Genomic DNA, 19,465 nt, shown 5'->3' on the forward strand with positions numbered 1-19,465 from the left:
TTCATCGCCATAAATCTCTACAATTAATTACTTGAAGAGACAAATTTGGCTAAAGCGAGGTACATATCGTGAACAACATGGATCCGAAATCATTAATTGTGATTTTTGGTGCAACTGGTGACTTAGCAAAACGCAAGTTGTTTCCTTCTATTTACCGATTATATGAAAAAGGAAAACTGTCCGAAGAATTTGCCGTTGTCGGTGTCGCACGACGACCGTTATCCAATGATGAGTTTCGCAACTATGTCCGTCAATCAGTGGAAAATGCGCTTAATCAAGAATTAAGCGATCAGCGCTTCGTATCTCATTTTTATTATCATCCATTCGATGTAACCGATACGGCTTCTTACCAGCAATTAAAGTCATTGCTTCAACAGTTAGATGAAATATATCATGTTGATGGAAACCGCATTTTTTATTTAGCGATGGCGCCAGAATTTTTTGGCACGATTACGTCCCGCTTAAAATCGGAAGGTCTTACCGCGACAAACGGCTGGAAGCGGCTCGTCATTGAAAAACCGTTCGGTCATGACCTTCAAAGCGCACAACAACTAAATGAAGAAATTCGTCAATCGTTTTCGGAAAATGAAATTTACCGCATCGACCATTATCTTGGCAAGGAAATGGTGCAAAACATCGAAGTAATCCGTTTTTCGAACGCAATTTTTGAACCGCTTTGGAACAACCGGTTTATTTCTAACATTCAAATTACGTCAAGTGAAACGCTTGGTGTCGAGGACCGCGGACGCTATTACGACCATTCCGGAGCGCTTCGCGATATGGTGCAAAATCACATGCTTCAGATGGTCGCGCTCTTGGCGATGGAACCGCCGATTAAACTGACAACCGATGACATCCGCAACGAAAAAATAAAAGTGCTTCGCGCGCTTCGGCCAATTTCTCACGAGGAAGTAGACCAATACTTTGTACGAGGACAATACGGCAGAGGAATCGTCAACGGAAAAGAAGTCGTAAGCTACCGTGAGGAAAATAACGTCGATCCAAACTCCAATACAGAAACGTTTGTAGCTGGAAAGTTGATGATCGATAATTTCCGTTGGGCCGGCGTGCCGTTTTATATTCGCACAGGTAAACGCATGACAGAAAAATCAACAAAAATTGTGGTCCAATTTAAAGATGTGCCAATGAACTTGTATTATCGGACAAATGAAAAAATCCAGCCAAACTTATTGATTATTCATATTCAGCCGGATGAAGGCATCACCCTTCATTTAAACGGTAAAAAAAGCGGCGAATATATGAAAACAACACCAATTAAATTAGACTACTGCAACAACTGCATCGATGGCATTAACACGCCAGAAGCGTATGAAAAATTGTTATATGACTGCATGCGCGGTGATGCGACAAACTTTACGCATTGGGATGAAGTAGCCGCTTCATGGCAGTTTGTCGACCCTATTTCCGAAGTATGGGAAAATACAAAAGCTATCGATTTTCCAAACTATGAAGCCGGATCGATGGGACCGAAAGCTTCAGATGAATTACTGCAAAAAGATGGATTCCATTGGTGGCCGATTTGCCACCCTAAACAATAACGAAGGGAGCTAATGAAACGATGAAATTTTATGACGTGACCGCACCAATTTTTGAAGGAATGCCTGTCTATAAAAATAAACCGGAAAAGCAACCGAAACTAACGAGCGTGACAAATGATTACGTCACGGAATCCCGTATTGACATGGATGTACATACCGGAACCCATATCGATGCGCCGCTTCATATGGTCAAAGGCGGCGAAACGTTTGAAACGATTTCTCTCGACCGCCTTGTTGGCACATGCAAACTATTCGATCTTACGCATGTGAGCGATAAAATTTCGAAAGAGGATATCGCTTCATTAGATATTCATGAAAATGATTTTGTATTGTTTAAAACGAAAAACTCGCTAGAAGATGCCTTTAATTTTGAATTTATTTATGTTGCTGAAGATGCGGCCCGGTATCTTGCCGATAAAAAAGTTCGTGGCGTTGGCATCGATGCCCTAGGCATTGAACGAAGCCAGCCGGGGCATCCGACGCATAAAACGTTATTTTCCGCAGGTGTGATCGTGATCGAAGGGCTGCGGTTAAAAGACGTTCCAGAAGGCTCATACTTTATGGTCGCAGCACCGCTTAAACTTGTCGGCACGGACGCCGCGCCGGCGCGTGTTATTTTATTTGAAAACATGCAATAAAAAAATTCCCCTTATTGCGAGGCAATAAGGGGAATTTTTTTACTTCTTCAACCACTCTGTATGGAAAACTCCTTCTTTGTCTACACGTTCATATGTGTGCGCGCCAAAGTAGTCGCGCTGTGCTTGAATTAAGTTCGCCGGCAATGTTTCCATCCGGTAGCTGTCATAATATGCTAACGCGCTTGAGAATGCCGGAACTGGAATGCCACGCATAACAGCGATTGCAATGATTTCACGCAGCGCTTCTTGATAATTTTCCACAATTTCTTTGAAATACGGGTCTAACAATAAGTTTGGCAACTGTGGATCGCGATCGTATGCGTCTTTAATTTTTTGCAAAAATTGCGCGCGAATGATGCAGCCGCCGCGGAAAATCATCGCAATATTGCCGTACTGCAAATTCCAGTTATATTCATCAGACGCCGCTTTCATTTGCGCAAAACCTTGGGCATACGAACAAATTTTGCTCATGTACAGCGCGCGGCGCACCGCTTCGATAAAGCGGGCACGATCGCCTTCAAACGGTTTGACCGCAGGACCAGAAAGAAGTTTGCTCGCTTTCACCCGTTCGTCTTTCATCGCCGAAATAAAGCGGGCAAACACTGATTCCGTGATGATTGGAAGCGGCACTCCTAGGTCAAGCGCATTTTGGCTTGTCCATTTTCCCGTTCCTTTTTGACCGGCTTTATCTAAAATAACATCGACAAGCGGCTTGCCCGTTTCCTCATCGATCTTTGTAAAAATATCTGCCGTAATTTCGATTAAATAGCTATTTAATTCACCTTTATTCCACTCGGCAAACACTTCATGCAGCTCTTGGGCGTTTAAGCCGAGCACATGCTTTAACAAGAAGTACGCTTCGGCAATAAGCTGCATATCGCCGTATTCAATGCCGTTATGAACCATTTTCACATAATGTCCCGCACCGTCCGGACCGATGTACGTCGTGCACGGCTCGCCATCTACTTTCGCCGCAATCGCTTCGAAAATCGGACGAACAAGTTCATGCGCTTCTTTTTGGCCACCAGGCATGATGGATGGGCCTTTTAACGCGCCTTCTTCGCCGCCCGAAACACCAGTGCCGATAAAGTGAATGCCAAGTTCAGCTAATTCTTTGTTGCGGCGCTGTGTATCTTTGAAATACGTATTGCCGCCATCGATTAAAATATCACCTTTTTCTAGATATGGTTTTAATTGTTCAATGGTTGCGTCCGTCGGCGCACCTGCTTTCACCATTAACAAAATTTTCCGCGGTTTTTCAAGCGCATTGACAAATTCTTCAATGCTGTATGTACCAACAATATTTTTTCCTTGCGCTTCCTTTAAAAATTCGTCCGTCTTTTCACGGGAACGATTATACACAGCAACTGAATATCCCTTGCTTTCAATATTTAGCGCAAGGTTTTTTCCCATTACTGCTAATCCAATGACGCCAATTTGTTGTTTTGCCATCGTCAAACGTTCCTTTCTATAAACTTTTTATTTTGTTCATGAAAGAACATACCACAGTTCATTTTACCATATCAAGTTTTTCAATTATATTTAGAACAGCTTTCCGCGGACATAATGTTTCTGAAAAAAAGAAGTCCCGGTTTCAGGACTCTGTAAGATTATCTTAATATATGCCATAGTGATGGCCGTATGGATGATGCGGGAAGTGATGATGGTGATAATGGTAATACGGATAGTGATAAGGATAATACGGATAATGATGATAATGATACGGGTAATAATGATGTGGATAGTATCCACCAGCCGGATACATTTCAAATTGTCTGTCGTCCATTTAAAATTCCCTCCTTGATAATAGAATGAAGTTCATTTCTTCCTTTTCTAGTTCTAGGATATGTGCGGAATGCAAAAAGGTATAGGCGAAAACCTAAAAATAAAAAGGCTGCATCAAGCAGCCACTCCTCATGATTCCTTGTTTTCTTGCACCAACACTTGCTTCGCATATTCACGAAAGTCATCGAGATGTTTTTCGACAATCATTTGAACGATCTGCAAATTAATTTCCTGATAATCATGGACCGCAATATTGCGAAAACCGACCATTGCTTTCATTTTCTTCATAACCGATTCAGTAATGATATGATTTTTGTAAAGCAATTCGAACGCGTCACGGCTTGTTTGTGGAATACCTAATTTTTTTTCTGCCACAATATGCATAGCGATATCGATGCTTGCCTCACATGCCCGTTGTATATTCAAAATAATGGAGTCTTGTTTTGTATAGTTTTGTAAATTTTTCGGATTGTTATCATATTCTTCGTTTATTCTTTTGATGCAGCGCTCAATAACGCTAATTTTGTTGAGGATGACATCATTATTCATACACCGCTCCCCTTTTGCGAATCCGCTCGAGAATTTCTGCCCGCTCTTCGTTTAATTTCGCATATTCCTTGAACACTTTCATCTCAAATTGTGCTTTTTTATCATCATCGGCACAATACAGCACTTTCCCCTTCCCAACAACTTGCGCTTGAAAAACGGTCGCTGCTTCTTTCAAATCAACTAAGTCAACGTCACAATTCAAGATTGCCGCAAGCTCCCCGGCAATCATAAACCGTTCGTAATGGCTTAATGTTCGTTCGCTTAAAAAAGCAAGATCAATATCGCTATCTTGCCGCGCTTGTTGTTGCGCTTCAGAACCGAAAAGATAGATGACATAAGGATTTATTTTTTTTACAAGAAATTGGACAATGGTTTGAAAATCATGATTCATTAGACTCTCTCCGTTTCTAAGGAAAAAGCCGCACTATAAATATGCTCCTTAATCGCTTTCGTCCCTTCCAAATGGGCAAATAATCGGTTTGGGTCAATTAATGTAATCAACCGCTCCGGCAAGCTGGCGATCCCGACAAGATATGGTGTTTGCTCGTACGCAAGCATATTCACTTGCTTTACTGCTTCTTCCGGAATATCGAGAATCTCTTTCGCCTCATCGACAATAAACGCAACGGAAATATCTTCGGCCTTGGTGACAACAAGACGCGTCCTACCCGTTTCTTCAAAAGGACGACCGTACAACAGTTTTCGCGTATCAAGCACCGGCACCAACTCGCCGCGAATGCGAATGACTCCGACCATATAATCTGGCATTTGCGGAACGATTGTTGGAGCCATCATTTTTTCAATGGAAATGACAAGCTCAACCGGTATCGCATATTGTTCACGCTCCAATTGAAAAACGACAAATTTTTTCATTCGACCGTCTCCCCTCACCGTCTATCGCTCTACTCTATTTCTATATAGAAAGAAGCATCCAAACAATGGATGCTCCGTTATTATTTTGCCACTTCTTCAACGATTGCGACAACCATTTCCGTTAATTTGACAAGCTCTTCAATCGGCATGCGTTCATTCGTCGTATGAATATCTTCGTAGCCAACTGCTAAGTTCACTGTCGGAATGCCAAAACCGGCAATGACGTTCGCATCGCTGCCGCCGCCGCTGCGAAGCAATTCGCACGGACGCCCGATTTTTGCCGCGGCGCGTTTTGCAACCTCCACAACATGGTCGCCGTCGCCGAACTTAAATCCTGGATACATCACCTCGACATCTACTTCGGCGCGTCCTCCCATTTCTTTGGCAACCGTTTCAAATGCCTCTTTCATTTTTGCGACTTGGGCTTCCATCTTTTCCGGCACTAAGGATCGTGCTTCTGCTAAAATATCGACGCGGTCGCAGACGATGTTCGTTTGCGTTCCACCTTCAAAACGGCCGATGTTTGCCGTTGTTTCTTCATCAATGCGGCCGAGCGGCATTTGAGCAATTGCTTTTGCGGCGATCGTAATTGCCGATACGCCTTTTTCAGGAGCAACGCCGGCATGCGCCGTTTTTCCGTGAACAACGACTTTCAATTTTGCTTGTGTCGGCGCGGCAACGACGATGTTTCCGACTTTGCCATCGCTGTCTAACGCATAGCCAAATTTTGCTTGAATCAATGACGGATCGAGCGCTTTCGCTCCGACAAGGCCAGATTCTTCCCCGACCGTAATGATAAATTGAATCGTGCCATGCGGAATGTTTTGCTCTTTTAAGACGCGAATCGCCTCGAACATCGCCGCCAATCCCGCTTTATCGTCCGCTCCTAAAATCGTCGTTCCATCGGTCACGACATATCCATCTTGGATGGACGGCTTCACTCCTTTTCCAGGAACAACGGTATCCATATGGGACGTAAAATAAATCGGGTCCACCCCTTCTTTTGTCGCTTCTAACGTACAAATTAAGTTTCCAGCGCCATGTCCGGTTTTCGCCGCTGCATCATCTTCAATGACATGCAGTCCAAGCGCTTCAAATTTTTGCTTTAATACTTTGGCGATTTCTCCTTCATGCTTTGTCTCCGAATCGATTTGCACGAGTTCCAAAAATTCGTCGACTAAACGTTGCTGATTGATCATGTTCGTTCTTCCTCCTACTTATGTACTCATTTAAAAGTATACCCGATTTAACCAACGATTGCGAAAAATTGTTTTTGAAGAATAAAAAAGCTCAGTTTCCATGATCGATGCCGATGCCCCTTGACAGCCTGAAAAACACACTCCTGTCAAATCACGTTCTAAAAAGATGGAACGCACTTTAATGTTCGCGGCATAAATATGCCAATAGTTAGCGGTGACTCTTTCTATTTTTGAAAAATAAAAAACGATTCGAATCAATCAAACCCGCCGCCACAGATGATCGTGACAGCGGGTTTCATTGTTTTACAACGGAATATTTCCATGTTTTTTCTTCGGACGTTCCTCGTGTTTATTCCGAAGCATCTCGAGCGCTTGGATGAGTTTGATTCTCGTATCACGCGGATCGATGACATCATCGACCATGCCGTATTTCGCCGCAACGTATGGGTTGGCAAATTTACTGCGATATTCTTCGATCTTTTGCGCCCGCGTTTCTTCCGGATTTGGGCTGTTTTCGATTTCGCTTGCAAAAATGATATTCGCCGCTCCTTGCGGACCCATGACGGCGATTTCCGCATTCGGCCACGCGTAAACGACATCGGCGCCAATCGACTTGCTGTTGAGCGCCACATACGCGCCGCCGTATGCTTTCCGCAAAATGACGGTAATTTTCGGGACGGTCGCCTCGGAATATGCATACAAAATTTTCGCTCCGTGGCGAATGATGCCTCCATGTTCCTGCTTGACGCCCGGGAAAAAGCCAGTAACATCTTCAAATGTAATAATCGGGATGTTAAATGAGTCACAGAAGCGGATAAATCGCGCCGCTTTATCCGATGAATCAATATCAAGCCCGCCAGCCATAAATTTCGGCTGATTGCACACAAGCCCGACGACTTCGCCTTTAATGCGAGCAAAACCGATGACAATATTTTTAGCAAAATCTTTTTGTACTTCCATAAACGAACCTTCATCAACGACCTGCAAAATGACGTTGCGCACATCATACGGACGGACTGCGTCAATCGGCACAATATCCGCTAAATCAGGCCGATAATCGTCTCCGTTTGGAATCGGGCCAAACGGCGGTTTTTCTTGATTGTTTTGCGGCAAATAACTTAACAGCTGCCGCACTTTATTAAGCACTTCTTCCTCGGTTGCACCGGAAAAGTGGGCGTTGCCGCTGATCGTGTTGTGGACGCGGGCGCCGCCTAAATCTTCGGCGCTAATTTTTTCCCCTGTCACCGCTTCGATCACTTTCGGTCCTGTAATAAACATTTGGCTCGTTTTTTCCACCATAAAGACAAAATCGGTGATCGCCGGCGAATATACGGCACCACCCGCACAAGGCCCCATGATTACAGAAATTTGCGGAATGACACCGGAATAAATCGAGTTACGGTAGAAAATATGGCCATAACCATCTAACGACAAGACTCCTTCTTGAATGCGCGCCCCGCCTGAATCGTTGAGACCAATTACAGGTGCGCCTGTTTTTGCGGCTAAATCCATAATATTCGCAATTTTTTTCGCGTGCATTTCTCCAAGCGCACCGCCGAATACGGTAAAATCTTGGGAAAAGACAAATACGGTGCGGCCGTTGATTTTCCCATATCCGGTCACAACGCCGTCTCCTGGGCCTTTTTTTCCATCTAAACCGAAATCGGTACAACGATGCTCGATAAATGGATTCAGTTCCACAAATGTTCCTTCATCAAGAAGCAAATCAATACGCTCACGGGCTGTCAGTTTTCCTTTGGCGTGCTGCTTTTCAATTTTATCGTCACCGCCGCCTAATTCGATTTCGCGGCGGCGGTCGTATAACTCATTAATTTTATCATACATGTCTGTCATTATTGTTGTATTTGCCATTATTGCTGCACCTCCGCATCCGTCTTTTCGCAAAGTTCATACAAAACGCCTCCTGTTGATTTCGGATGCATAAACGCAACGAGCGCCCCGCCAGCGCCGCGTTTTGGTGCATCTTGAATCATGCGAATTCCTTTTTCCTTTAATTCATTAATACGTTCTTGAATATGATCAACACCAAGTGCAACGTGATGAATTCCTTCTCCTCGTTTTTCGATAAACTTAGCGATCGCACTATCTGGCGACGTCGGCTCTAATAATTCAATTTTTGTCTCTCCTGCCTTTAAAAAAGCGACTTTTACTTTTTCTGATTCCACTTCCTCGATGCCAAGCAACTTCAGCTGCAAAATATCGGTATAAAATGGCAACGCTTTCTCGATAGACTTAACGGCAATTCCAACATGGTCTACTTTTTTTACATCCATTGTCCAATCCCCTTTGCTGTAGAATGTTGCGAACATTAAGTATATTCGCTATTTCGACAAAAAATCCTGCTTTTTCTCTTACAATCATGGACAAGTTTTTCCCTTGTCCCCCTGTTTTCATCACGGTACAATGATAGACAGGAACGTTTGTAATAAGGAGGTGTGGACCTGGTTACTAAAATTGTTGTCGTGTACTGATCGATGGAAGGAATGGTGCACGACAGGTGCCGTCGCTGACAGCGATCCACGGGGTATCTTTCACAGCAGGTGAGACATAAGGACTCCCTTCCTGATGGAACCCAGGTGTTTCCTGAGCGGCAAGCAGTTTTACTGGTTCCATCGCGATGAATCGATTTTTATATTAGTAACCAGGAACGGAAATGTCCCGCAAAAAAACACAAAAATTAGTCGTTTATTTAATGCTGATCGCTATGCTCATCACAACGATTTTAACCGGCATCAGCATGTGGGTTTAATAAGAAAAGCGGAGGCGGCCCAATTTCGCCTAAAGGCTGCCCATATCCTTCGTGTGGTGAATGTTGCCTTCTTGGCTTTGCGAAACACTTTTTTGCAGATGCAAAAAGGCAAGCTTCATTATTGCGGAGCTTGCCCTTTTATAGTCATAGTGCGCCATACCGTTTGGCAATTGCATAAAACGATTCGTTGCTGCGAACAATCACTACTTTTGTGCCAATCGGGATTTTTTCATACAATTGTTCGACATCGCGATTGTACATGCGCACACAGCCTTTCGATACATATTTTCCGATGGATGATGGATTATTCGTTCCATGAATCCCATATATGCGTCCGTCCGTTCCTCTAGCATTAAATCCAACCCACCGTGTTCCAAGCGGATTGTTCGGCGCACCGCCCGGGATATTTTGTTTGCGATAATATGGGTTTTCCGCCTTGACAGTAACCATAAACAATCCTTCTGGCGTTAGTGACTCATTAAAACCAGTGGCGACAGGATATACGGCTTCAATTTTTCCGTTATGAATAAAGGCGAGTTGATTGACCGCCTTATTGATAATAATAAACGGTTTTGTTTCTGCCGTCCCAGAAGCGGGGATGGATAAAAATGAAAATAACATAAGCATCATTGTTAATATAAAGCGCATATTTCCCACACCCTTTGTTTTTCTTTGTTATAGTGTGAGGCAAAAGGGGAGTGGGCATACATATTTGTTACATGGCAGCAGAAGCCCGTTTTTTTCCTTCTGAAACACGAAATTGACTTTTTATAATCAAATATTGTTCAAGTTCTTTCACCAAGTGCAGCAAAGCAGCCCGTTCCTCAAATTCTTCTCGCGTTTTTGGAAGAGGCATTGTTTCAAACCTTTTTTTCATACAATGAAGTTCACGAAGAAAGCGGTCTGCCGTATTTCCCGGATGAACGGCATCGCTTAATTTGTCGATAAAATCGGCGACAATGTTGCGTTGCTCCACCGTATAAGTGAGTGATGTGACAAGCGGCAATACTCGTTCAATAATTTCCAGTTGCTTCTCTCTCATTCGAAAATAATGATAATATCCTTCTTCACTTCGCAGCATATGATTTTCAACATTTCTTATCGCAAGCAGTTTTGCCTTTTGTAAAATATCTCCTGCTAGCGTCAATTCTTTTCCATCCCAATCGATTTCATTGGTGCGCAAGTAACGAACGATCTCCTTCAGAATAATGCGAAATAAATCTTCAACAATGCGCTGGTATTCCTTTAATTGCTTTTCCGCACTTGGCATATACATATTCATTAATAAGGCAACACTAATGCCGATTAAAATAAGCAACAATTCATTGCAAATAATTTCCCACGTAAACTTCCTTGCTGCGTACAAATGGAGAATAATAACCGAACTTGTCGCAATCCCTTCATTTACTTTTAACCACACTGTTGTTGGAATAAAAAAGAGCAGCATCAATCCGACGGTAAACGGGTAATACCCTATTCCTTGAAAAAAAATATACGAAAACAGCATCGCGACAACACATGCGACAAAACGAGCCCATGCGGCTTTTAACGATCTTTTTTTCGTTACTTGAACGCATAAAATCGTAATGATGCCGGCAGAAGCAAAATTATGTAATCCCGCTAGCTGAGCGATGCTAATTGAAAGCGCGGTGCCTATTGCTGTTTTCGCTGTGCGATATCCAATCTTCACCATTTTTTCATTCTCCTGCTTAAAAAAGTAAAAAAGATGATCCAAGGGACCATCTTTTTATTGTACTTGATTATAGCATCTTTTCAAGGAATTCTTGAGCCCGCTTGCTTTTCGGAGATGTGAAAAATTCTTGCGGGGGCGCGTCCTCGACGAGCTGGCCGCCGTCTAAAAACAACACCCGGTCGGCAACTTCGCGGGCAAAGCCCATTTCATGCGTAACAATCGCCATCGTCATTCCCGTATGGGCAAGCGACTTCATGACTTCAAGCACTTCTTTGACCATTTCCGGATCCAACGCTGACGTTGGTTCGTCAAACAACATTACATCCGGCGACATGGCAAGCGCCCTCGCAATCGCTACGCGCTGTTTTTGGCCTCCCGACAGCCGGCTTGGATATTCGTTTGCCTTTTGTTCCAATCCGACCTTTTTCAACAGTTCGATTCCTTTCGCTTCCGCTTCGGCCTTTGTCATTCCTTTTACTTTAATCGGCGCATACGTGACGTTTTCAAGCACGGTCATATGCGGAAACAAATGGAAATGCTGAAACACCATGCCGACATGCTGGCGCACTTTCATGATGTTTGTCTTTTTATCTGTAATTTCCTCGTCACCGATCCAAATTCTCCCCCTTGTCGGTTCTTCCAACAAGTTTAAGCAGCGTAAAAACGTGGATTTTCCTGACCCAGATGGACCGATAACCGCCACTACTTCGCCTTGCTTAATCGTTGTTGTAATTCCTTTTAATACTTCTAATTTGCCAAACGATTTATGCAAATCTTCTACTTTAATCACTTTTTCTCAATCTCCCTTCTAACGCTTTGCCAAGCAGCGTAAGAAGCATGACTAAAACGTAGTAAATAAGCCCAGCAATCAACAGCGGCTCAATATACCGATACACTTGTCCGCCAACGATGTAAGCACGCCGCATGACATCCATCGCTCCAATTACCGTTACAACGGCAGATTCTTTCGTCAATGTAATAAATTCATTCATCAATGCCGGCAAAATATTTTTCAGCGCTTGCGGCAAAATAATATCACGCATCATTAGCTTGTACGGAACACCAAGCGCCAGCGCCGCTTCCCGCTGCCCTTTATCAACGGCTAAAATGCCGGCGCGGATGATTTCAGAAACATAGGCGGCAGAGTTTAGCCCGAACGCGATGACCGCTGCGGGAAATGCGTCAATTTCAACACCGGTAAGCTGCGGTATTCCAAAATAAATAAGGACAAGCTGCAACACAAGCGGCGTGCCGCGAAATACGGATGTATACGCATCGGCAAACCATGTCAAAACCTTCATTCTGCCAATTTTCATTAACGCTAAAATAACTCCAAGCACAAACCCTAACAACACCGCGAAAACGACAATTTTTAATGTAACTGCAATTCCTGCTAATATAAATGGAATTGATGGAACAATTTGTGAAAAATCTAAGTTCACCGACCCTTCATCCTTCCTTGCAACATAGTGAAAACGTTCAAAAAGGACCCCCCTTTTTGAACGCATTACAAATTATTGGTCAAACCATTTTTTAATCAACTTGTCCACTTCGCCGTTTTTCATTTTTTCTTGCAATACTTTGTTAAATTCATCGCGCAGCTTGCTGCCTTTCGGGAAGGCGATAGCGGAGCCTGCTTCTTGTTCGCTTGTTGGAATCGTGTGCCCTTCTAATTTGCCATTGCTATTTTTCAAATACCCTTTTGCAACTGTATCTTCGATAATTGCTGCATCAAAGCGCCCTGCTTGAATCTCTTGAATTAACTCCGGAATGCGGTTGCGGCTTTCAATTTTCATGTCAACTTTTTTTGCAATTTTATTTGCTTCTCCTTCTTGAATCGAGCCGGTTTGAACACCAACCGTTTTTCCTTTTAAATCCTCAACTGTTTTAATGCCGCTTCCTTTCTTGGAAACGATCATGTTTCGCGCTACATAATACACATCCGAGAAATCAACGTTTTTCTTGCGTTCTTTCGTTGGAGTCATCCCCGCTAATACAAAATCTACTTTTCCTGACTGCAATGCCGGAATCAACCCGGTAAAGTCCATATCGACAATTTCAAATTCATATCCTAATTCTTTCGTAATCATCTTTGCTAAATCGACATCAAACCCGATAATTTCATTGCCTTTTGTGGTATCGATATATTCAAATGGCGCATAGTCGGCGGAAGTACCCATTCTTAACACTTTCTTTTGTTCTCCGCTTCCGTTTTTCTGTTCTCCGCCTGTGCCGCATGCCGAGAGCAAACCAATTAATAAAATGCTAGCAATAAAAAGCAACAATGATTTTTTCATACGGTGTCTCTCCCTCTCTTCTCAAAAGTTTAAATAATTTTTATAATATTGCGAAATAAGTTTTGAAGATTAATAAAATACATACTTGTTTTTTTGAATATATATTCTATGTTTTGTATATTAACACACATAGTAATAATTATGCAATCTATTTTTTAATTATAAATAAATTATTTTTGCTTTTTGAGAATAACAAAATAAATAACGGAGCTGAAAAATTCAGCTCCGTTATACTTCATCGCAATATTGATCAAACGCCGCCTGCAGCTTTTGGACGACTTCGATCGGCTCGTGCCCTTCGATTTCATGACGATGAATCATCGTACAAAGCTTGCCGTCCTTTAGTAAAGCGAAAGATGGAGAAGAAGGCGGCTGTCCTTCAAAATATTCCCTTGCTCGCGCTGTTGCCTCTTTATCTTGGCCGGCAAATACGGTTACAAGATGGTCTGGACGTTTGTCATAATGAATCGCATGCGCCGCTGCAGGACGGGCAATGCCCCCCGCACAGCCGCATACCGAGTTAATCATTACAAGCGTTGTGCCCGGTCGCTTAAATGCGGCATCCACTTCTTCAGGTGTACGCAATTCTTCAAAGCCAGCCTCCACGATTTCGCGGCGCGATTGTTCCACGATATCATTAAATAGCGGAAATTGAAACATGCTCAAGCACCTCCTTTTCTTATCGTATCACATTTTTCCATTATGACCTACTTTCATATATCTTAATGAGCTCTCGCACCGCGGAAGTAACGGATTGTGTTCCGGAAATAACGTTATTTTCAATGACCGGTAGCTTTTCTTTTACTGCGGGATGGGAAAAGAAACTCGTTTCTAAATAATCTTTAATCATTGAGTAAATCCAATCTTTTTGCTGATGGCGCCGGCGCATGTCAAACACGCCTGATTGTTTCGTCGTTTCTACAAACTTCTGAATCACGTTCCAAATTTCTTCGATGCCTTCTCCTAAAAGAGCCGAACACGTATATGCTTTTGTCTCCCACCCTGGTGTTGCTGGGCGCAAATAATGAAGAATCTGATTATACTCTTTTTGCGCGGCCAGCGCTTTTGGCTTATTGTCTCCGTCCGCTTTATTAATGACAACCGCATCGGTTAATTCCATAATTCCGCGTTTTATTCCTTGCAAATCGTCCCCAGCTCCTGTTAAAACAAGCATTAAAAAGAAATCGACCATGCCGCGTACGACAAATTCGCTTTGCCCGACACCGACCGTTTCTACCAAAATAACATCATATCCTGCCGCTTCGCAAAGCATCATCGTCTCACGCGTTTTTCGGTGCACACCGCCGAGCGCTCCTCCTGATGGCGACGGACGGATAAATGCACGCGGATGGCGCGCTAACGACTCCATCCGCGTTTTATCGCCAAGAATACTGCCGCCTGTTAAAGAACTGCTCGGGTCAACCGCTAATACGGCAACACGGTGCCCTTGTTCGCATAAAAACGTGCCAAACGCTTCAATAAACGTGCTTTTTCCTGCTCCCGGCACGCCGGTGATGCCAATGCGGATCGATTTTCCGACATGTGGAAGCAGTTCGTTTAACACTTGTTGGGCAATGTCCATATGCTTGGGCGCATTGCTCTCAACAAGGGTGATTGCCTGGGCTAAAATCGTGCGGTCATTGTTCAACACGCCTTCGACATATTCTTTTACTGACCTTTCTTTCCGCTTCACCCAACGTTTTGGCGAAGCGGAAGCAGTGGTTTTCACATAAGCGGTCGCAAACTCATTTTCTCTCTCTTTTTCCACCCATTCAGGGCGATGCGTCCGTTCGCCGTTCATTGCCTCACTTCCTCGTAGCCGAGACGTTTATAAATTTCTTTCAATACTTTTTCCGCTGCGGTTGGAATGACCGTGCCTGGTCCGAAAATCGCCGCCGCTCCATGCTCATACAAAAATTCATAGTCTTGCGGCGGAATAACGCCGCCGACGACGACAATAATGTCTTCGCGGCCAAGCTTCCGCAATTCCTCCACTAATTGCGGCAATAATGTTTTATGCCCGCCGGCAAGCGAACTGATTCCAACGACATGGACGTCGTTTTCGACCGCCTGACGCGCCGTTTCTTCCGGAGTTTGGAACAATGGACCGATATCGACGTCAAATCCTAAGTCGGCAAAGGCAGTGGCGATCACTTTCGCTCCTCGGTCATGGCCGTCTTGCCCCATTTTCGCTACCATTAAACGCGGACGGCGGCCTTCTAATTCATAAAATTCATTAGTCATTTTCTTTACTCGCTCGAATTGTTCTTCATTTGTGAATTCGGAGCTGTACACCCCGCTAATCGAGCGAATGACCGCTTTGTGTCGCTTCGCTACTTTTTCGATCGCGTACGAAATTTCGCCTAATGTCGCGCGGGCGCGCGCTGCCTGTACTGCAAGCTCGAGCAAGTTTCCTTCTCCCGTTTCCGTTGCTTTTGTAATCGCGTCAAGCGCTTCCTGCACTTTTTGTTCATCACGGGAAGCGCGCAGCTGTTTTAATTTTTCGATTTGCCGCATCCGAACCGCCGTATTGTCGACTTCTAAAATCTCGATTGGTTCTTCTTTTTCCGGGCGATATTTGTTGACGCCGATAATCGTTTCCGCACCAGAATCGATTCTCGCTTGGCGTCTTGCCGCCGCTTCCTCGATGCGCATTTTCGGAAGCCCCGTTTCAATCGCTTTCGCCATGCCTCCAAGGCTTTCGATTTCTTCAATATGCTTCCACGCGCGATTCATCAATTCGTTCGTTAACGTTTCCACATAGTAAGAACCTGCCCATGGGTCAATGACATTGCAAATGCCTGTTTCATCTTGCAAGTAAAGCTGTGTATTGCGGGCAATGCGCGCGGAGAAATCAGTCGGAAGCGCGATCGCTTCATCGAGCGCGTTCGTATGAAGCGACTGCGTATGCCCAAGCGCAGCGGCGTGCGCTTCAATACATGTACGCACAACGTTGTTAAATGGATCTTGCTCGGTTAAGCTCCAGCCAGATGTTTGCGAATGCGTCCGCAATGCGAGCGATTTTGGATTTTTCGGATTGAACGTTTTCATCATTTTTGCCCACATAATGCGCGCCGCACGCATTTTCGCGACTTCCATGAAATAGTTCATGCCGATTGCCCAGAAGAATGACAATCTTGGCGCGAACGAGTCAATATCAATTCCTGCTTTTAATCCTGTACGAACATATTCTAATCCGTCCGCAAGCGTATACGCCAATTCAATATCCGCCGGCGCTCCCGCTTCTTGCATATGATATCCGGAAATGCTGATGCTGTTAAACTTTGGCATGTATTTGGAAGTGTATTCAAAAATGTCAGCGATAATGCGCATCGACGTTTCCGGAGGATAAATATACGTGTTGCGCACCATATATTCTTTTAAAATATCGTTTTGAATCGTTCCGGAAAGCTTATCTTGCGTGACGCCTTGCTCTTCGGCGGTGACGATATAAAATGCCATAATTGGCAGCACCGCGCCGTTCATGGTCATCGATACCGATATTTGATCAAGCGGAATGCCGTCAAACAAAATTTTCATATCTAAAATCGAATCGACCGCCACTCCCGCTTTGCCGACGTCACCAACGACGCGCGGATGGTCGGAGTCATAGCCGCGGTGGGTCGCAAGGTCAAACGCAACGGACAGCCCCTTTTGCCCCATCGCTAAGTTGCGTCGATAAAATGCGTTGCTTTCTTCCGCCGTCGAAAACCCTGCGTATTGCCGGATCGTCCACGGCCGATTCACGTACATCGATGGATACGGTCCGCGCAAATACGGTGGAATTCCCGGCATATAATCAAGAAAATCAAAGCCTTCGATATCTTTTTTCGTATATAGCGGTTTTACGGTGATATGTTCATTTGTTTGAAACAATAAGTCATCGATGGACGCGCGCACTTTTTCTTCGATCGCCTGCTTCCATTGCTGTTCATCTGCCGTTTTTTTCGGCATGCGCAGCGAAATATTTGTAAAATCTACCTTTTTACTCATTGAGGTCCACCCCCATTTCCTTCATAAACGATACAATCGTTTCATAACAATTTGAACCGATGTGAATAAAACCATCCACGCCAGCTTGCACGAATGATTGTTCCACATCCGGCGCTTGCTTTCCAGCCACGTACAGCTTTACATTTGAATTCGCTTGCTTTAACGCTTTCGCGATGGCAGGAACGATGTCCGTGTAGCTTTCATCAGATCCGCAAATAATATAATGCGTGCCGTTTGCGTTTATTGCTTCCGACACCGCTTTCTCAGCGGTATGTATCCCTTCGCTTTTCACTACTGCCATGCCGCCGGCTTCAAAAAAGCCGGTAATAAAATCGGCGCGTGCTTTATAGTTTGGAATGGAGCCAATGTTAATTAAATGCACCGTCGGACGCGCTCCATGTTTTTCAAGATGAGCTTCCGAAGCTTTGCGCAGTTGTTCAAACGGTTCAGCCAAGCGCCATTGTTTGATCGGCTTGACGCTTACGGATGCTTCATCTGCTTTTAATGCCGCTTCGATTTCCTGAGCGGTTGCTCGACGAACTGCCATAAAAATAGCTGTCTCGATCCATCGTTTTTCACCGAATCCCGCTTGCAATTGCGCGACGTTTTCTTCGTTTAGCGCGGAAGAAGATAGTTGTTTTTCATCGTTTTCGTTGTTTTCACTCGCTTTTTGCACAGGCGCTTCCGCTAAGTTGGCGTAAAAGTTCGTTCCAACAATCTTTTCTTTCCGTTTTTTCACATTATTTTTTCGCTGTTCGGCGACGTTTTCCACTTCTGCTTGTACAAAACCGTCTTGAAGTGCTTTCACGATACCGCCTTTTTCTTCGATTTGCTGGAACAGCTTCCACGCCTCTTCCGCCACTTGCGCCGTCAATGTTTCGACATAGTACGAACCGCCGGCCGGATCGATGACATTGGCGATATGCGCTTCTTCCAACAAAATAAGCTGTGTATTGCGGGCGATTCTTCGAGAAAATTCGTCCGCGCGTCCAATCGCTTCATCAAACGGAGAGACGTGAAGACTGTCGGCGCCGCCAATGGTTGCGGCGAACGCTTCCACCGTCGCCCGAAGCATGTTTACATATGGATCGTAAACCGTTTTCGTAAAATAAGACGTGCGCGCATGCATCGCGATTTTTTGCGATGATTCGCTGCCGCCAAACGCCTGTACGATGTTGGACCAAACAAGTCTTGCTGCGCGAAGCTTTGCGATTTCCATAAAAAAGTTCGAACCGATTGCAAACGAAAAGTGGATTTGCGGCGCAATGGCATCAATCACCAATCCTCTGTCCAAGCATGCACGAATATATTCCACCGCTGTTGCGAACGCAAACGCTAATTCTTGAACCGTGTTTGCCCCGCCGTTATGGTACGGTTCGCCGCGGACAATGACCGTCTTTACACCCTGCATGTTTTCTTTTGCCCATTTCGTCACATCGGCCATCACGTCATACAATGCCGCAAGCGGGGTTGAAAGCTGGCCTTTTTCCGCAAGTGCACCGACTGGATCCATCCCAATCGTTCCGCGCACTGAGTCAAATGGTATTTGCTGTTTTTGCAAATAGGCGGCAAGCAATGCCAAAAATGAAAGCGATTGTACCCCCGCATCGATGCGAAGCGAATATTTATCCAAAGAAATGCCGGAAAACATGGCTTCGATATCGTCAACCGATGTTACCGGAAAACCTAGCCGTTCCAACACGATATGGATTTCTGTTTGCCCTCTTTCCAAATCGTGTTTAACGATTTCATTCCACTCCGTCGGACTGCTAGCTGAAATTTCCTGGCTGACCTTCCACGGCTCGCGAATATATCCGTTCGGCTTGGTTCCGCGAACATAGCCCGGAAAACCTGGATACTGTTCGACATGAGCAAGCGACTCTATGTCCTGACGCGTATAAATGGGTTTAATCGTGATATTTTCATATGTAGTCGAATAAAGTTTTTCGAATGGCTTCCCTTTTAACGACTTCTCGACTTCCTGTTTCCATTCCTCGAGGCTTGGAATGGGAAACGACTGCTGCTTCATCGCTGAAATATCGCTCAATGCGTTCTCCCCCTTATATCTTTTCTCCCATCCTTTAGAAATCGCTTTCTTTTTCATTTTTA

General features: G+C 44.4%; 20 protein-coding genes. 3 read left to right on the plus strand and 17 right to left on the minus strand.

Annotation, left to right across the window (positions count from 1 at the left end):
- Positions 1 to 77: 77 nt before the first annotated feature.
- Both zwf and DER53_RS16220 read left to right on the plus strand, forming a co-directional pair.
- Positions 78 to 1,559: a glucose-6-phosphate dehydrogenase gene (gene zwf / locus DER53_RS16215; RefSeq protein ID WP_216368217.1), complete on the plus strand. Its 1,482-nt coding sequence runs from the start codon at positions 78 to 80 to the stop codon at positions 1,557 to 1,559.
- A gap of 20 nt (positions 1,560 to 1,579) precedes the next feature.
- Positions 1,580 to 2,197 carry a cyclase family protein gene (locus DER53_RS16220; protein ID WP_015864405.1) on the plus strand — a complete coding sequence of 206 codons (618 nt, stop codon included), beginning with the start codon at positions 1,580 to 1,582 and terminating at the stop codon, positions 2,195 to 2,197.
- Positions 2,198 to 2,236: 39 nt separating this feature from the next.
- Here DER53_RS16220 and gndA read toward each other — a convergent pair whose 3' ends face one another.
- From gndA to mce, 8 genes are all read right to left on the minus strand, one after another.
- Complete coding sequence (gndA, locus tag DER53_RS16225) at positions 2,237 to 3,649, minus strand: NADP-dependent phosphogluconate dehydrogenase (RefSeq protein WP_062752842.1); 1,413 nt, start codon at positions 3,647 to 3,649, stop codon at positions 2,237 to 2,239.
- Positions 3,650 to 3,812: 163 nt separating this feature from the next.
- Complete coding sequence (locus DER53_RS16230) at positions 3,813 to 3,983, minus strand: hypothetical protein (RefSeq protein WP_167317832.1); 171 nt, start codon at positions 3,981 to 3,983, stop codon at positions 3,813 to 3,815.
- A 128-nt stretch (positions 3,984 to 4,111) separates the two neighbouring features.
- Complete coding sequence (hepT, locus tag DER53_RS16235; RefSeq protein WP_062752844.1) at positions 4,112 to 4,531, minus strand: type VII toxin-antitoxin system HepT family RNase toxin; 420 nt, start codon at positions 4,529 to 4,531, stop codon at positions 4,112 to 4,114.
- On the minus strand, positions 4,524 to 4,922 hold the full coding sequence (mntA, locus tag DER53_RS16240) for a type VII toxin-antitoxin system MntA family adenylyltransferase antitoxin (protein WP_062752846.1): 399 nt from the start codon (positions 4,920 to 4,922) through the stop codon (positions 4,524 to 4,526). The genes hepT and mntA overlap by 8 nt, the downstream gene beginning before the upstream one ends.
- The gene (locus DER53_RS16245) at positions 4,922 to 5,404 is read right to left on the minus strand and encodes a chemotaxis protein CheW (protein ID WP_015864409.1); all 483 of its coding nucleotides are present in this window, start codon (positions 5,402 to 5,404) and stop codon (positions 4,922 to 4,924) included. Before DER53_RS16245 ends, mntA begins: the two co-directional genes overlap by 1 nt.
- Positions 5,405 to 5,484: 80 nt before the next feature.
- Positions 5,485 to 6,603: a tripeptidase T gene (locus tag DER53_RS16250; protein WP_062752848.1), complete on the minus strand. Its 1,119-nt coding sequence runs from the start codon at positions 6,601 to 6,603 to the stop codon at positions 5,485 to 5,487.
- 303 nt (positions 6,604 to 6,906) lie between these two features.
- Positions 6,907 to 8,457, minus strand: coding sequence for an acyl-CoA carboxylase subunit beta (locus tag DER53_RS16255; protein ID WP_062753212.1), 1,551 nt, complete (start codon positions 8,455 to 8,457; stop codon positions 6,907 to 6,909).
- Positions 8,458 to 8,474: 17 nt separating this feature from the next.
- Positions 8,475 to 8,897 (minus strand): methylmalonyl-CoA epimerase, encoded by a 423-nt coding sequence (gene mce, locus DER53_RS16260; protein ID WP_062752852.1) that lies wholly within the window; start codon positions 8,895 to 8,897, stop codon positions 8,475 to 8,477.
- Between the two features lie 380 nt (positions 8,898 to 9,277).
- On the opposite strand from mce, the gene prli42 reads away from it, so the two are divergent.
- Entirely contained in the window at positions 9,278 to 9,373 is a 96-nt protein-coding gene (prli42, locus tag DER53_RS16265; RefSeq protein ID WP_015864413.1) for a stressosome-associated protein Prli42, read from the plus strand.
- Between the two features lie 144 nt (positions 9,374 to 9,517).
- On the opposite strand, the gene DER53_RS16270 is transcribed toward prli42, so the two are convergent.
- The 9 genes from DER53_RS16270 to DER53_RS16310 all read right to left on the minus strand — a co-directional run bounded on the left by DER53_RS16270 (position 9,518) and on the right by DER53_RS16310 (position 19,403).
- Entirely contained in the window at positions 9,518 to 10,021 is a 504-nt protein-coding gene (locus tag DER53_RS16270; RefSeq protein ID WP_015864414.1) for a L,D-transpeptidase, read from the minus strand.
- A 67-nt stretch (positions 10,022 to 10,088) separates the two neighbouring features.
- Complete coding sequence (locus DER53_RS16275; RefSeq protein ID WP_062752854.1) at positions 10,089 to 11,066, minus strand: aromatic acid exporter family protein; 978 nt, start codon at positions 11,064 to 11,066, stop codon at positions 10,089 to 10,091.
- Positions 11,067 to 11,133: 67 nt separating this feature from the next.
- A complete protein-coding gene (locus DER53_RS16280; RefSeq protein ID WP_015864416.1) occupies positions 11,134 to 11,856 on the minus strand; it encodes an amino acid ABC transporter ATP-binding protein in 723 nt (240 codons plus the stop codon).
- Positions 11,849 to 12,508: an amino acid ABC transporter permease gene (locus DER53_RS16285; protein ID WP_015864417.1), complete on the minus strand. Its 660-nt coding sequence runs from the start codon at positions 12,506 to 12,508 to the stop codon at positions 11,849 to 11,851. Before DER53_RS16285 ends, DER53_RS16280 begins: the two co-directional genes overlap by 8 nt.
- 72 nt (positions 12,509 to 12,580) lie before the next feature.
- Positions 12,581 to 13,363 (minus strand): transporter substrate-binding domain-containing protein, encoded by a 783-nt coding sequence (locus DER53_RS16290; RefSeq protein ID WP_062752855.1) that lies wholly within the window; start codon positions 13,361 to 13,363, stop codon positions 12,581 to 12,583.
- Between the two features lie 228 nt (positions 13,364 to 13,591).
- Complete coding sequence (locus DER53_RS16295) at positions 13,592 to 14,023, minus strand: BrxA/BrxB family bacilliredoxin (RefSeq protein ID WP_015864419.1); 432 nt, start codon at positions 14,021 to 14,023, stop codon at positions 13,592 to 13,594.
- 40 nt (positions 14,024 to 14,063) lie between these two features.
- A complete protein-coding gene (gene meaB, locus DER53_RS16300; RefSeq protein WP_015864420.1) occupies positions 14,064 to 15,164 on the minus strand; it encodes a methylmalonyl Co-A mutase-associated GTPase MeaB in 1,101 nt (366 codons plus the stop codon).
- Complete coding sequence (scpA, locus tag DER53_RS16305; protein ID WP_015864421.1) at positions 15,161 to 17,356, minus strand: methylmalonyl-CoA mutase; 2,196 nt, start codon at positions 17,354 to 17,356, stop codon at positions 15,161 to 15,163. Before scpA ends, meaB begins: the two co-directional genes overlap by 4 nt.
- Positions 17,349 to 19,403 (minus strand): methylmalonyl-CoA mutase family protein, encoded by a 2,055-nt coding sequence (locus DER53_RS16310; RefSeq protein WP_062752856.1) that lies wholly within the window; start codon positions 19,401 to 19,403, stop codon positions 17,349 to 17,351. The genes scpA and DER53_RS16310 overlap by 8 nt, the downstream gene beginning before the upstream one ends.
- Positions 19,404 to 19,465 lie beyond the last annotated feature (62 nt).

This window comes from Parageobacillus toebii NBRC 107807, from assembly GCF_003688615.2.
GTDB lineage: Bacteria > Bacillota > Bacilli > Bacillales > Anoxybacillaceae > Parageobacillus_B > Parageobacillus_B toebii.

Coding starts and splice junctions, on each gene's coding strand:
- DER53_RS16275 (WP_062752854.1), bottom strand. CDS start 11,066: ATGGTGAAGATTGGATATCGCACAGCGAAAACAGCAATAGGCACCGCG.
- zwf (WP_216368217.1), top strand. CDS start 78: ATGGATCCGAAATCATTAATTGTGATTTTTGGTGCAACTGGTGACTTA.
- DER53_RS16250 (WP_062752848.1), bottom strand. CDS start 6,603: ATGATCAATCAGCAACGTTTAGTCGACGAATTTTTGGAACTCGTGCAA.
- hepT (WP_062752844.1), bottom strand. CDS start 4,531: ATGAATAATGATGTCATCCTCAACAAAATTAGCGTTATTGAGCGCTGC.
- mce (WP_062752852.1), bottom strand. CDS start 8,897: ATGGATGTAAAAAAAGTAGACCATGTTGGAATTGCCGTTAAGTCTATC.
- DER53_RS16245 (WP_015864409.1), bottom strand. CDS start 5,404: ATGAAAAAATTTGTCGTTTTTCAATTGGAGCGTGAACAATATGCGATA.
- mntA (WP_062752846.1), bottom strand. CDS start 4,922: ATGAATCATGATTTTCAAACCATTGTCCAATTTCTTGTAAAAAAAATA.
- scpA (WP_015864421.1), bottom strand. CDS start 17,356: ATGAGTAAAAAGGTAGATTTTACAAATATTTCGCTGCGCATGCCGAAA.
- meaB (WP_015864420.1), bottom strand. CDS start 15,164: ATGAACGGCGAACGGACGCATCGCCCTGAATGGGTGGAAAAAGAGAGA.
- DER53_RS16290 (WP_062752855.1), bottom strand. CDS start 13,363: ATGAAAAAATCATTGTTGCTTTTTATTGCTAGCATTTTATTAATTGGT.
- prli42 (WP_015864413.1), top strand. CDS start 9,278: ATGTCCCGCAAAAAAACACAAAAATTAGTCGTTTATTTAATGCTGATC.
- DER53_RS16220 (WP_015864405.1), top strand. CDS start 1,580: ATGAAATTTTATGACGTGACCGCACCAATTTTTGAAGGAATGCCTGTC.
- DER53_RS16295 (WP_015864419.1), bottom strand. CDS start 14,023: ATGTTTCAATTTCCGCTATTTAATGATATCGTGGAACAATCGCGCCGC.
- gndA (WP_062752842.1), bottom strand. CDS start 3,649: ATGGCAAAACAACAAATTGGCGTCATTGGATTAGCAGTAATGGGAAAA.
- DER53_RS16255 (WP_062753212.1), bottom strand. CDS start 8,457: ATGACAGACATGTATGATAAAATTAATGAGTTATACGACCGCCGCCGC.
- DER53_RS16270 (WP_015864414.1), bottom strand. CDS start 10,021: ATGCGCTTTATATTAACAATGATGCTTATGTTATTTTCATTTTTATCC.
- DER53_RS16230 (WP_167317832.1), bottom strand. CDS start 3,983: ATGGACGACAGACAATTTGAAATGTATCCGGCTGGTGGATACTATCCA.